The organism is Terribacillus saccharophilus (genome assembly GCF_046592895.1).
Lineage (GTDB): Bacteria > Bacillota > Bacilli > Bacillales > Amphibacillaceae > Terribacillus > Terribacillus saccharophilus_D.
The window spans coordinates 579219-592088 of the sequence record NZ_JAWVPU010000002.1; the positions used below are offsets into that span (position 1 = coordinate 579219).

The window sequence follows — 12870 nt, forward strand, 5'->3', positions numbered from 1 at the left end:
GACAATGAAACATAATAAGAGTTATTGGCGAGAGAAGACGGAGATACCGCAGTTCGAATCACTTCGTTATGATACAGAAAGCGAAATCGTCATCATTGGCGGAGGAATCACCGGTATAGTGACAGGTTATATGCTGGCTAAGGAAGGCAGACAAGTGACGATTCTCGAAGCTGACAATCTATATAGCGGGACGACTGGATACACGACAGCGAAGCTCACTGCCCAGCACGGCCTCATTTACGATGAATATATCCAGAATTTCAACACGGATGTTGCCAAAACGCATTACGAAGCATGCATGGATAGCATAGCATTCGTCAAAGATGCTGCGAAAGCTCATCAAATCGATTGTCATTTGACAGAACAAGATGCTTACATTTATACGAAGGAAAAGCAGAATGTCAATAAATTGGAGAAGGAATATGACGCGTACCAAAAATTAGGGATAGAGGGAGAACTGACAGACTCGGTACCGCTTCCTTTCGATGTCGAAAAGGCATTGATCATGAAAGGACAATACCAGTATCATCCGCTGGAATTCTTAAACGGTTTGCTGCAGGTATTCCTTGAAAACGGCGGTAAAGTATATACGGAAACACCAGCTGACAAAATCGAAGAGGGAGAAAATCCAGTCGTTGTAACAAAAAACGGTCTAAAAGTGACATGTAAGCAAGTAGTCGTTGCCTCACATTATCCATTTCATGATGGAAAGGGTTTTTATTTTGCCAGATTGCATGCAGACCGCTCGTATGTTGTCGCGGCCAAGCCGAAACAAGACTATCCAGGCGGTATGTATATCAATGCAGATACACCTTCTCGTTCCATTCGCAGCATTGAATCCGAAGAGCACGGCACATTGCTACTGATTGGCGGAGAGTCGCATCGTACAGGGGAAGGACATCCAGAGGAGATGTATTATAAGGAATTGACAGACTTTGCAGCTTACTTGGACACAGAAGCACCTGTATACATGTGGTCGGCTCAGGACCTTGTGACGCTTGATAACCTGCCGTATATCGGGCATATCAGTAAAGGACAGCCTAATATATTCGTTGCTACCGGCTATCGCAAATGGGGTATGACCAGCGGTATCGTCGCCGGTCTTGAAATCACATCGCTCATCAATTCCGGTATCAGCCGCTACAAAAATATTTATCAGCCTTCAAGGTTTCACGCGGACCCTGATTTGGGTAGTGTAACTAAGAATGTTATGGAAGTGGCAAAGGAATTTGTAATCGGTAAACTGGAACAGCCGTACGAATATGTACCGAACCTGAAGCGGGGCGAGGCGACCAAAGTACGGTTCAATGGACTGCTGCTTGGTGTCTACAAAGACGAAAGCGGGGAACTCCACCAAGTCGATACAACTTGCACCCATATGAAATGTGAAGTCAATTGGAATAGTGCCGAATCCAGCTGGGACTGTCCTTGTCATGGATCACGTTTTTCTGGTACTGGTGAAGTGATTGAAGGTCCGGCTAAAAAACCGTTGAAAAAATTGGATCGCGGGCTGAACAGTTAACATTGTTTACACATTCTCAAGTCTTCCTTAACATCAAATGGTTTTTCATTACAGCATCGTTAGCATATAATTGTTAACGAACGTACCAAGAAATGTTGATGTCACAGGAGGATGAGTCATGAAAATTGTTGTAGCTGGTGGAGATGGTTTCTGTGGATGGCCGACAGCCCTTTATTTGTCAAAGCAAGGTCATGAAGTAGCAATCGTCGATAACTTAGTAAGACGTAAGTATGATGAAGAATTACGATCCAATTCCGTAACACCAATTTATTCCTTGGAAGAGCGGGTAGCAAAATGGAAAGAAAAGACTGGCAAGGAAATCAAGACATACATAGGAGATTTAAATCATTATGATTTCCTAGCTGAAGTATTCCGGCAAGTACAGCCTGATGCATTTGTACATTTTGCAGAACAGCGCTCTGCTCCTTACAGCATGATTGATCGCGAACACGCGGTTTATACGCAGCAGAACAATGTGATCGGTAACTTGAATGTACTCTTTGCAATCAAGGAACTCGCTCCCGAATGTCATCTGATCAAACTTGGTACAATGGGAGAATACGGTACCCCGAATATCGATATCGAAGAAGGGTTCATCGAGATAGAACATAAAGGCAGGAAAGATAAGCTTCCTTTCCCGAAACAGCCGGGATCTTTTTATCATCTATCGAAAGTGCATGACAGTCATAACATCATGCTTGCCTGCAAAATCTGGGGCATCCGTGCAACAGACTTGAACCAAGGCGTTGTGTACGGCCTTCACACCGAAGAGACGGAACTGGATCCGGTGCTTGCCAATCGTTTCGATTATGACGGTATCTTCGGTACGGCACTGAATAGATTCCTCATCCAGGCGGCAACTGGTCATGACATCACTGTCTATGGCAGCGGCGGACAGACACGCGGCTTCTTGAATATCACCGATACGATCCGCTGTGTGGAAATCGCCGCAGAGAATCCAGCAGATGCCGGGGAATTCCGTGTCTTCAACCAGTTCACGGAAAGTTTCTCCGTGAAGGAGCTTGCGGAGAAAGTGCAGAAGGTCAGTCGGGAGCAAGGTCTTGACCCTCAAATCACATCTATCGAGAATCCTCGAGTGGAAGCAGAGGAGCATTACTATAATGCCGTCAATACGAGACTGCGTGATCTTGGTCTGGAACCACATCTTCTTACAGATGACGTACTTCACGCTATCCTAAAGACAGCTATTCAGCACAAAGACCGCGTGATCAAGGAAAACGTGCTTCCGACGGTTACGTGGAGATAGGAGCAAAAGGTGAAAATCGTCATTATCACCGAGACATTTCTGCCATCGACTGACGGTGTCGTCACCCGGCTCACCGAAGCTATCAAGTTTCTCCGCAGTCAGCGGCATGAAGTCATCGTCATCGCGCCGGATCTAGGTGTGACCGAGTACAAAGGTGCACTTGTCGAAGGAGTGGGGACAGTAACGATGCCATTTTACCGTTCCAAGAAATTCTCTCTGCCGACAAGGCGCATCAAAGCATTGCTTGAGAAACACCAGCCGGATTTCGTGCATGTGGCGAATCCTGCCTTGCTCGGAGTAGCAGGTATTCATTACGCACATAAGATGGGGCTTCCGCTTCTGGCGTCTTATCATACGCATATACCGAAATATCTTGATTATTACAAGTTCTATAAACCACTGAAGCCACTATTCTGGTGGCATTTCCGCAGGCTTCATAACACGGCGGATATCAATTTGTGCACTTCTGCTGCGATTAAGCAGGAATTGGATGCTCACGGATTTGAGCGGATGCATGTGCTGCGCAGAGGTGTTGATATCGTGAAGCGGCACCCTGATTTTTATAATGAAAGTATGCGAGATCGTTTGCGGCAAGGTGATCGAAGTAAAAAACTGCTCATTTTTGTCGGCAGGCTGGCAATCGAAAAGGAAATCCATAAGATTCGTCCGCTGCTTGATGAGCGGGATGACCTGGCATTGGCCATCATCGGCGATGGTCCAGCCCGTAAAGAGCTGGAGAAGGTCTTTGCAGGGACGAACACGTTGTTTACCGGCTTTCTTCATGGAGAAGAGCTTTCACAAGCATTCGCTTCTGCAGATGCCTTTATCTTTCCATCCATCACCGAGACACTAGGTCTGGTCATCCTTGAAGCTATGGCATCCGGTATACCCGTCATCGCTGCCAAAAGCGGACCGACTCTCGAACAAATCGAAGAAGGCAAGACAGGATTTTTATTCGAAAATGAAAATGTTGCCAGCATGAATAAAGCAGTAGAAAATCTTGATGATCAAGTATCGATTGCTAATATGAGGCAAAATGTGAGGGTGGAAGCAGAGAAGCATTCCTGGACGAACGCTTCCAGCGAACTATTCGATTACTATTTAGAAGCTATCCAAGCAAGGTCCCCTATATATCAAGCAGTAGAAAACCCGAGCTCCAGATAACGGAGCCGGGTTTTTGCATGTTTAAGAGTTTTGGCATATGGTAATCAATAATAAAAAGCACACGAAATGAGGTGCAGCAGCATGAAATTCTTTAAAGGACTGCTAATTGGGATCTTGCTGGCAATACCATTCTGGATAATGCTGATTTATTTACTTTTTTTCCGTAAAGGTTGAAAATAGAAGCAGAAAGGGAGTATTAGATATGAAAGCAATCAAACTACAAGGTTTTGGCGGGACAGATCAGCTGAAACTGGAAGAAATCAATAAACCAACCATAAAACCAGACGAAATACTAGTCAGTGTAAAGGCATCGGCAATCAACCGTGCTGACATAGAAAAACGAAAAGGAAATTATCCTTCAACCGATTTTGATCCAATCTTAGGGCTTGAAATTGCCGGTACCGTGGAAGAAGCGGGTAGTGAAGCATACGGATGGGAGAAGGGAGACCGCGTTTTCGGACTTATTCCTTCAGGCGGATATGCGGAATATGCTGTACTGAACAGCAAGCTCGCTATGCCCATTCCGGAGCATCTGAGCTTTGATGAGGCAGCTGCAGTACCAGAAGTCTTCTTGACAGCTTATCAGACGCTGCATTGGCTTGGAGAGCTCAAAGAAGGAGAAACCGTCTTGATCCATGCCGGAGCAAGTGGTGTTGGCACAGCGGCAATCCAATTAGCAAAACAAGCAGGTGCAACTGTTGCAGTTACAGCAGGATCACAGGAAAAACTGGATTTTTGTAAATCGCTTGGTGCTGATATTACCATTAATTACAAAGAAGAAGAATTTGCTGATAGATTAGCTGATACAGGTGCCGACGTGATTTTGGATTTCATCGGAGCATCATATTGGGATCAAAATATCAAAACACTTAAAACGGATGGCCGATTGATCCTGATCGGATTCCTAGGAGGCACTGATCTGGACAATGCATCGATCATGCCGTTGCTTGCAAAGCGTTTACATGTAAAAGGGACATTATTGAGTACAAGAAGCATGGATTATAAAGCAAGACTGACAGCAGATCTGATTGATAATGTGCTGCCACTGTTGGAATCACAAGATGTCAAGCCGATTGTCGATAAAGTATTTCCGTTAACCGAAATCGCTGCAGCGCATGATTATATGGAAAGTAACAAAAACACCGGAAAAATCGTATTGCATGTAGCTGATTGATATATGATCATTAAAAACAGATTGTGCAGCATAACCGCTGCGCAGTCTGTTTTTCTAATTTTGTCTCACTATCTTAAGAATACTTGTTATTTGAGATATGAAACGCTCTTATTATTTAACTTCCGATAATATATATTATGTAAACTAGTAAATTTATAAAAAGGAATTTGCATATATCCCTACCTGTAGCTCCACCTTCACTGTTAAATCCAACGCAAACTTTAAACACAAAAAGGCTCTGCATTATAAAGCCTTTTTGTGTCCTTCAAATCCTGACTGTAATGCAATGATTCTCACTTTCCTTGCAGGGATAATAACTGAACAATCGTTTTCATGACAGCATCTTCTTGATTGGTTCATGTTATAAAGTTGGCAGCATCTTTCAATTCCTGAACAGCATTTCTCACAGCAAAACTATATGTAGCTCGCACCATCAGTTCCAAGTCATTATACCCATCACCAAATGCCATGGTTTCATCTGGCGTTATGTTCAATATTCCCTGTAGATGTTCAACTGTCGTGCCTTTATGCACTTCTGCATTTACTATATCGATCCAAGCTGCTTCCGATGCAACAATATAAGCTGATTCAAAGAATCGAGATAATTTTTCTCTTGTCTCGAAACATTTTAGCGCTGGATAATCTCCAGTCCTAATTCATTACGCAGCTGTGACTCATAAACAAATGCACCCTTATGTTTGATCCTGGTAGCACTGTCCCCTAATATCCATAGATCGTCCGCATCATCACCAAACAATTCTTCAATACGTTCACATTGCTTTCCTGTAACAGGAGCAAATACAACACCTTTTTCTTTCATCAGTGTCTTTGCGTGCTTATAGAGATCTCTGTTGTACTCCCCGTCATTATGCAAGAATGTCCCATCCATATCAGTCAATACTGATTTGATCATATAAGATTCTCACGTCGTTTTTTTATTTCATTGCAGTATTGCTGGTATCTTCTCCGCTTGTCAAAACCCTTCTATCCAGCAGTTTATTCAACCTTTCTGAACTGAAGAGCAGTGCTGAAATCAAGATAACGATCGCCACCGGGAAGGTTCCAATGGATATCCATGATGCGGCGAAACCAAGTAAAGGCGGTACGAATGTGGTACCGGTATATGCTAAAGCCAGTTGGTATCCCATGATTGTCTGGGAATGTTTTTTCCCAAAGCGTGCAGGTGTCTCATGCAGCATACAGGGGAAAATAGGTGCTAATCCAACACCAACAATGATGAATCCGATGAGGGAGAAAATGGACGGTAATGGCAGGAATAAAATGATACCGCCCAATAAAGCAATGATCTGTCCCAATCTTATTAAAGACCGATTATTTATTTTGAAAGTGATAAAACCTGTGATAAAGCGTCCAACCGTTATTCCCCCATAATAAAAGGAAACCCAGCCAGCTGCAGTTGCTGCACTTAGCCCCTTAAGATCGACTAAGAAGCTGCTTCCCCATAGACCAATCATTGCTTCGACTCCGCAGTAAAATAAGAATGAAGCAAGAGCCAGTTTAACTCCTTTGGTTTGTAAAGGCTTTACAGTACCAGGGTCGCCTTTTGTTGGTGGGCTTTCTGCAATTACCGAATCTTCTTGTATGGTGCTGAAACTTTTCTGCTTCACCTTGCTCCATAACGGTAGTGTAAAAAGTAGAATTACAACCAGCCCAATTTGAATCAAGGAAATGGTTAAATATCCGCTTCTCCAAGAAGACTGTCCAGAAATGAACTGAGCCATTATGATCGGTCCCATTGTAGCTCCTATCCCCCAAAAGCAATGCAGCCAGCTCATGTGATGTGCTTTATAATGTGTTGCAACATAATCGTTCAAACCTGCATCAACGGCCCCTGCACCCAGTCCTAGAGGAATTGCGCAAACTATTAACCAAACGATGGATGCGGAAGTATAAAATCCGAGTAAAGCAAGCGCTGTCATAAGAACACTTATAAAAGTGACCTTGCCAGTTCCGAATCGTTTCAATACCTTTCCGCTTAATATACTGGAGACGATTGTACTGCCTGAGATAATCATAAATAGATATCCAGCAACGTTAAGCGGAGCATCGAAATCCAGCTGCATAACCGGCCATGCTGAACCTAGTATAGAATCAGGTAGTCCTAGACTGATGAAAGCCAAATAGATAACTAACAAAAGGAATGTTGCCATGTTGCAGCACCTCTCAATTTTAGAAATATGTGACTCATAACTTTTTTGCTAAATCCTAAACTAATGAGTTGATAATGACCGATACTGATATCAGTATCTCTCGCCAACTCTGCTCCATTGCTTTTCTCTTTTGAAACAATAAAGAATGTCTGCATTTCACGTTTCGTTTTATTTTGCTCTTCACTCCCTGACGAACCTCCTCTGCATCATGGTTAAGGTGTTTAATGAAACAAAATAACTGAGATCATACTATTGAACACCCTATGTAATTGCTTTTTTATAATACACCAAAATTTGGCTTTCGGCATGCGGAGCAGTAAACTCCAATAGATCATCACATACAGAAAAACGCTTGAACAATTAAGTACAAGCGTTTTTTCTTTAAAATCAGCATGCCAGTAAGATTACGCAGTGGGCAAATGTCATTTATCATTCTAATCAACTGTCCCTCGCGACACTAACCGACAGCTATATACAGACTTTGTTCATAGATCGAAACTAAAACTTGCTATATCAATCGCTCCTTTACCTTGAAATGTAATATACAAGGCGTGTTCTTGTTGCGGAGATTGAAAAGGTGAAGTTACCTTTTGCCATTCTGCTGAATTACTAACTTGTATTTTTGCTAAAGGTTTACCGCCTGGCGTGCTGCTGATCAGGAGCACACCCTCTCCTGCTCCGCGGGTTGTTATCGAAAACTGACTGATTTCTTCGGTGAAAGAGAAGTATTTATAGCCAATCAAAGCACCATCCCAAATATTTGTGATGTACTGAAAAGGAGTATGATTTCGATCTTCCCCATCTTGCGTAATATAAGGCAATTTTTTATCAAACATAGTCCGAAGTATGCCGATGCCGCGTTTTCCCTTTAGATTACAGGCAATGCTGGCGCTATACTCGCCTTTTGCCGCAAGCGGGCCATCGTTCAATCCGCATGAAGTGATCTCAACCTGCGGTATCAGACCATCTTCGTTAAAATGAATTTTCTCCGCACAAGCTTGCCGGGAAAATCCATGCCTGTTTGTATTACGGTGATAAAACACATACCATTTCCCGCGAATCTCGACAATGCCGCCATGGTTATTGCCAGAATAATTTTGCGGCCGCTTCCTTTCTGGAGAGTCTTCGAAAACATCATTGTTGGCTACGATGATGCCTTTGTACTTAAACCCTTTATCAGGATGCTGGCTTGTCGCATAGCATAACCAGCTGGTGTTAGGAAAGGATGAGTAAATAAGATAGTACGTTCCGTTTACCTTTCTCATGGAAGGTGCTTCAAAGAACTCATGTTTTTTAAAACCATTTTGCTTTTTTCCAATGATCACTTTTGGTCCGTGTTTTAAAGTGACCATGTCGTCTTCCAATTCCATGACCATGGCTCCGACAATTTTTCTATTGAATATTGTTGATTTCGGCGGATTGAACCCAGAGTATAAAAAGATACGCCCATCATCATCGATAAAAATGCTTGGATCAAACTGAAATGCATCATTAGGCTCCGAACCCAATACTTTTCCATCAGGGTATGCAATATGTCCGAGAAATTCATATTTACCTGATGGTGTATCGCAAACAGCAACAGAGATGATACTTAGATTCTTTATGGCATAATAAAGGTAGTAGCGCTGATCTTTTCCTTGAATGGCATCTGGCGCATAATACATCAGCTCACCTTCAGGGTCCAGCGGGTCCAATCCCTTTTCCAGGATTTCACCTTCATACCTCCAATCTGTCAAATCATCCACTGGCGCTGACCAGCTTACATAGCTATTCATACAATATTCCGTTCCATTGAACCGATCATGGGACCCGTAAAGATAAACTCTGTCGCCAAATACCCTCGGTTCGGTGTCAGGTATATACTCATAACTCGGCAAAATTGGATTTACTGCTTGTTTACTCATGAATTCACCCTCATCACTATTCAAAAAAGAAAACATCCGATAATCGTCACGAATGTTTTCTTTTTTATGTTATTTACAGTTAAGTCGGATTCCTTATTTATCCTGAATAATTACTTAGTCACTGAATTCCTCCGCTCGTCTAATTCCTTGACAATTTGCGGATACTTTTTATCAAGGTCGAATTTACGGAGAATCAAATAACTAATGAGGAACAAAGCAAATGGCAAGTAAACTGTCAGTAATAGAATACTATTGATTGCCGATTCCGGTTGTACAGCGAGTGTGCCGTCGTAAGACCCAAACGCAAGGATCCAGCCAATTATCGCAGCGCCGAGCCCCATTCCGATCTTCATTCCAAAGCTGCTTGCACTGTTGATCATCCCTACTAATCGCTTACCTGTTTTCCACTCCCCATATTCAATGGTATTACTGAACAATACTCCTCCAATGGACATCATTGGAATGGTTGCAAATGTGGCCAAAGATCCAAGAACCAAAGCTGCTGTAAAACTATATGGCATGAAGCATCTTAGTCCTGTAGCAATGATGCCTATTACGAAACCGATTTGAACTGTCTTCGTCAGACCGAATTTTTTCATCATCGGTCCTACTGCAATAAATCCTACCAAGACAGGAATTAATCCAACTCCACCCATGATCCCTACTAAATTCTCATTCCCAAGTATATACTTCGTGTAATAGACTCCAGTAGATCCATTTAACGTGTACATCATCTGCATTAGAAAATTCACAAACAGCATGATAACAAAATATTTATTCTTAAACAACAATTTGATGCTTTCAATAAATGAAACTTTAGCTTCAGCTTGTTCCGTAGAAGCCGTCGTATTCTCTTCCTTCGAAGTAATGAAGGTAATGAATAAGGCAATACTTGAAATTACCCCTAGTACCACACCTATGATTATCCACGCTCTCTGGTCGCCACCCAGCATATTTGAAACAGGTATTAACATGATCGCTATGACCATACCGATGACATAGCCAAAGACGGCACGGGTAATCCCCATCTTTCCCCGCTCTTCAGAACTACGCGTTCGAAGTGCCATCAAACTCGAATAAGGTATCACGATAGCAGTGTAGATGATTCCTGTTACAAGAGTGACTGTTAGGAATGCGTATATATTCTTGGTCATCATAGAAGCATTTGCAGGAATGGTGAAAAGTAAGATGATACCTATTATTGTGGGTAACGTCATCCATAAAATCCACGGACGTGCTTTTCCGTGCTTGGATTTAGTGGAATCAACCAGTTTTCCCATTACCAGATCTGAAAAGGCATCGAATATTCTTGATAAAAGAAGAATGGTACCTACTGTTCCTGCTGCAAGACCGATCTTGTCTGTGTAAAAAAAAGTGAGCATACCGACGAGTCCGCTAATTGTGTTGGTTGCAATCATGGTCGATCCGTCACCAAGATAATGCTTCAACCTCATTGTTTTCTGAACACCTAATGAATCAGTGCCAAGATCCTTCTTTGACGGACTGGTATTATGATTCAAAGAAACCTCTTTCTCCACCTTCATTCCTTCTTCCCCCTTTATAGGTGGGACTAGAAACATGCTTCCGAGTCCCATTATGAGTACTTCTTTCAGCTGTTCAATTGCGCGATGAGCATCTCTACTATGACCTGTAAGTTCGCATATCAATAAATCAGCGTCCGTTTGAAACTCAAGTAATCGTCGGGTGATAAGTTGCTTTCATGTCTTATTTCATATTTCATCCTGCGAACTCATTTCCATGCATCCATTTACTCTAATGCGCAAAAGTTAAATGACTCGATGTTGCCACTTTTGAAAATGCTATTCAGGAAAAAGGATTATCACCTTGCTTTTTCCCTGATGAAGATTTATATGATAGCGCTTTCAAGTGAATTATAAGCCAAACTGTATAATCACTTATGGTATTATGATGTTGTTTTTAGTAATTTGATATTTTCATGAAAATTTACTTACCCATTCTCCGCGTAGGTGTGTAATTAGAGGGTTCTTATTTATTTTGCTTTTGAAGCGGGTACCAAACTTGAGCAAAGAATGGATTCCGTTTCGCTTCTTCTTCATAATTCCAAGGCGAAGGGAGACAATTTGGACACCAGTGGCCGCCCAGGAGTATAAGTGCAGGACTTGCATCAAATTGATGGCCAAACGCACAGCTCCATCGAAGTTTCGTTGATAAATTGCCTGTTTCCATGGCTTCTGCGTGACATTCTCCGCCTCTGAATATAGCGGCTTGTTTCATATCCTCTAGGTTCAGATCAGATTTCAATTTAGTTTCATCATATCCGTGTTCGAGCAAGACAGGTACCTTGGAAGGTTCTGGAATCTGCAGTTCGTTCCATGTCGGTATTTTTCTCCATGCTTCTTTAGAACCGAAAAACGCCGCTATTCTTGCTTCGTCATTATTTTTTATCCAATGCATGGTTCCCAATGCTTTATTTGCTTCTGGTTCCATGACAAACTTTTTGATCAATTTGGATGGAGCCCATTTTGCGAGCTTCATTTTAAAAGGTGCACTTGCTTTGAACTCACTTATAAAGCTGCCAATCGAGCCGCTCCTGAACTGCAGATATTCTTCTAAAACGTCAGAATCGGAATACCATTGACCATGAAAATTCCTGGTAGCAAACCAGTTTAAATCGACAACTTTATGCAGGTCCATGCCAAGTGCAGCAAAAGTAAGTTTCATGAATTCATAGTTGGTTGTCCTGAATTTCTCCCCGCCGCCAATATTATAAATTCCGTTCCAAAATTCATCAGGTACATCTTCTTCACATACGTTTGCCAGCAATCTTCCTGAATCCTTTGCCGTTACCCATTCGAAGACACCGTCAATCGGCTCATGAAACATAATGGGATCCAAGTTATCTAACATGCTATTGTATAAAACGCCTGTTTGCCTTAAAGAAACCCAATACTTTAATCCAGATTCTATGACTTCTCTTTCAGCGATTGTTTTGGTGATCGCATAATTATCGTATTCGCTTATCTTGATTGGATCTCCGGTTCTGCCCCAATGAACAGGGGGATTACGATCTCCCGTTTCCGCCACAGTCCCTATATAAACTAACTTGATGTCGTCTTTGTTGGGTTGGGAGTGAATGGCCTTAATGATATTCCTGATTGCGCCAACATTCACCTTCGTTGTTAATTCTGGATGGTAATCCGCAGCAGGAGAAACCATTCCTCCAACATGGAGTACAAAATCGGCGCCTGTAACACCTTCTAAAACATCTTCATAGCGCGTTAAGTCTCCCCAAATGGATCTTTACGCCGCTTTCTGTTTCATAAGGATACATGATTTTTTTATCCTTTTCAGTCGGGAGAACGAGAACTACAAGATTGAATTTGTCTCTTTTCTCCAAAAGCTGTTTAAATCCTTCATGCCCCATATTTCCTGAAGCCCCGGTTAAAAATATTGTTTTCTTTCTTGCCATCTTAATAACCTCCTCCATACTATTACTCTTATCTTAAATTTCCTTTTATGAGATTTATGGTATTTCCATGTTATAAATAGTAATTTAATTAGGCCCGCTCACATGAATATTAGCGGGCCTACCTTTATGGGACATTGAATAACAAGCATATAGTGTAGTAGGAAAGATTGATTTATTTAACACTAAAGAAAACCTAGTCAAAGGATAATTTCCTCAT

Annotated in this window: 9 protein-coding genes and 1 pseudogene; 4 read left to right on the forward strand and 6 right to left on the reverse strand. The window is 42.1% G+C overall.

Features of this window, described 5'->3' with window-relative positions:
• The first annotated feature begins 4 nt into the window (after window positions 1–4).
• The 4 genes from SFC66_RS08800 (at window position 5) to SFC66_RS08815 (ending at window position 5127) form a co-directional block, all read left to right on the forward strand.
• On the forward strand, window positions 5–1522 hold the full coding sequence (locus tag SFC66_RS08800) for an FAD-dependent oxidoreductase (protein WP_411218320.1): 1518 nt from the start codon (window positions 5–7) through the stop codon (window positions 1520–1522).
• A gap of 118 nt (window positions 1523–1640) precedes the next feature.
• Window positions 1641–2789, forward strand: a complete 1149-nt coding sequence (locus SFC66_RS08805; protein WP_411218321.1) for an NAD-dependent epimerase/dehydratase family protein — start codon at window positions 1641–1643, stop codon at window positions 2787–2789.
• Window positions 2790–2798: 9 nt separating this feature from the next.
• On the forward strand, window positions 2799–3953 hold the full coding sequence (locus SFC66_RS08810) for a glycosyltransferase family 4 protein (RefSeq protein WP_411218322.1): 1155 nt from the start codon (window positions 2799–2801) through the stop codon (window positions 3951–3953).
• Between the two features lie 202 nt (window positions 3954–4155).
• Window positions 4156–5127 carry an NAD(P)H-quinone oxidoreductase gene (locus tag SFC66_RS08815; RefSeq protein WP_411218323.1) on the forward strand — a complete coding sequence of 324 codons (972 nt, stop codon included), beginning with the start codon at window positions 4156–4158 and terminating at the stop codon, window positions 5125–5127.
• 293 nt (window positions 5128–5420) lie between these two features.
• Here SFC66_RS08815 and SFC66_RS08820 read toward each other — a convergent pair.
• The 6 genes and pseudogenes from SFC66_RS08820 to SFC66_RS08845 all read right to left on the reverse strand — a co-directional run bounded on the left by SFC66_RS08820 (window position 5421) and on the right by SFC66_RS08845 (window position 12653).
• Window positions 5421–6040, reverse strand: a pseudogene (locus tag SFC66_RS08820) (HAD hydrolase family protein).
• A 22-nt stretch (window positions 6041–6062) separates the two neighbouring features.
• Entirely contained in the window at window positions 6063–7298 is a 1236-nt protein-coding gene (locus SFC66_RS08825; protein ID WP_411218324.1) for an MFS transporter, read from the reverse strand.
• Window positions 7299–7783: 485 nt separating this feature from the next.
• Window positions 7784–9202: a family 43 glycosylhydrolase gene (locus SFC66_RS08830; RefSeq protein WP_411218325.1), complete on the reverse strand. Its 1419-nt coding sequence runs from the start codon at window positions 9200–9202 to the stop codon at window positions 7784–7786.
• Window positions 9203–9312: 110 nt separating this feature from the next.
• The gene (locus SFC66_RS08835) at window positions 9313–10746 is read right to left on the reverse strand and encodes an MFS transporter (RefSeq protein WP_411218326.1); all 1434 of its coding nucleotides are present in this window, start codon (window positions 10744–10746) and stop codon (window positions 9313–9315) included.
• Between the two features lie 463 nt (window positions 10747–11209).
• Complete coding sequence (locus tag SFC66_RS08840) at window positions 11210–12478, reverse strand: NAD-dependent epimerase/dehydratase family protein (RefSeq protein WP_411218723.1); 1269 nt, start codon at window positions 12476–12478, stop codon at window positions 11210–11212.
• Window positions 12453–12653 carry a hypothetical protein gene (locus tag SFC66_RS08845; protein ID WP_411218327.1) on the reverse strand — a complete coding sequence of 67 codons (201 nt, stop codon included), beginning with the start codon at window positions 12651–12653 and terminating at the stop codon, window positions 12453–12455. The genes SFC66_RS08840 and SFC66_RS08845 overlap by 26 nt, the downstream gene beginning before the upstream one ends.
• Window positions 12654–12870 lie beyond the last annotated feature (217 nt).

What these genes read in the sequence shown, in the direction of transcription:
- SFC66_RS08800 (WP_411218320.1), top strand. Translation starts at nt 5, where the DNA reads ATGAAACATAATAAGAGTTATTGGCGAGAGAAGACGGAGATACCGCAG.
- SFC66_RS08805 (WP_411218321.1), top strand. Translation starts at nt 1,641, where the DNA reads ATGAAAATTGTTGTAGCTGGTGGAGATGGTTTCTGTGGATGGCCGACA.
- SFC66_RS08815 (WP_411218323.1), top strand. Translation starts at nt 4,156, where the DNA reads ATGAAAGCAATCAAACTACAAGGTTTTGGCGGGACAGATCAGCTGAAA.
- SFC66_RS08825 (WP_411218324.1), bottom strand. Translation starts at nt 7,298, where the DNA reads ATGGCAACATTCCTTTTGTTAGTTATCTATTTGGCTTTCATCAGTCTA.
- SFC66_RS08830 (WP_411218325.1), bottom strand. Translation starts at nt 9,202, where the DNA reads ATGAGTAAACAAGCAGTAAATCCAATTTTGCCGAGTTATGAGTATATA.
- SFC66_RS08835 (WP_411218326.1), bottom strand. Translation starts at nt 10,746, where the DNA reads ATGAAGGTGGAGAAAGAGGTTTCTTTGAATCATAATACCAGTCCGTCA.
- SFC66_RS08845 (WP_411218327.1), bottom strand. Translation starts at nt 12,653, where the DNA reads ATGGCAAGAAAGAAAACAATATTTTTAACCGGGGCTTCAGGAAATATG.